1 pseudogene is annotated in these 489 nt (G+C 49.9%); it reads left to right on the top strand.

Annotation, left to right across the window (positions count from 1 at the left end):
* A pseudogene (locus AACY08_RS29060) lies at positions 1-489 on the top strand (hypothetical protein); the annotation flags it as partial.

Raw genomic sequence — 489 nt, 5'->3', positions numbered from 1 at the left:
ACGACAGATTTCGGCTAGCCAACAAGGCTCTCTTCAAACTGCATGACGTCATTCACAAAAGCAGATCAATCAACTTTTTTCTGGAGCGCGGCGAGGACCTCGACAAGGTTCTCAATATCTTTATCCGCGTCAACAGCGGTGGTACGCAACTCAATTATTCCGACCTACTGCTTTCCTTCGCCACGGCTCAGTGGAAGGACAAGGACGCACGCGAGGAAATCACCCAATTCGTGGACGAAGTGAATGGGATTGGCGACGGATTCAATATAAACAAGGATTTCGTTCTTAAATGCTGCCTCGTCCTTGGCGGCTTCCGGGAAATCGCCTTCAAGGTAGACAATTTCAACAAGGCGAACATGCTCAATATCGAGCGGCAGTGGGAAGACATCACCAAAGCGATCCGCGGGGCGGTAATTCTGCTGGAGAATCTCGGATATCACCGGGATACGCTGACATCGAACAATGCCTTGATTCCGATCGCCCATTATT

Source organism: Pseudomonas sp. EL_65y_Pfl1_R83, assembly GCF_963970695.1.
In the GTDB taxonomy this organism is placed as follows: Bacteria; Pseudomonadota; Gammaproteobacteria; order Pseudomonadales; family Pseudomonadaceae; genus Aquipseudomonas; species Aquipseudomonas tritici.
The sequence above is the reverse complement of the archived record's forward strand: the minus strand, read 5'-3'. Positions and strand labels throughout refer to the sequence as shown.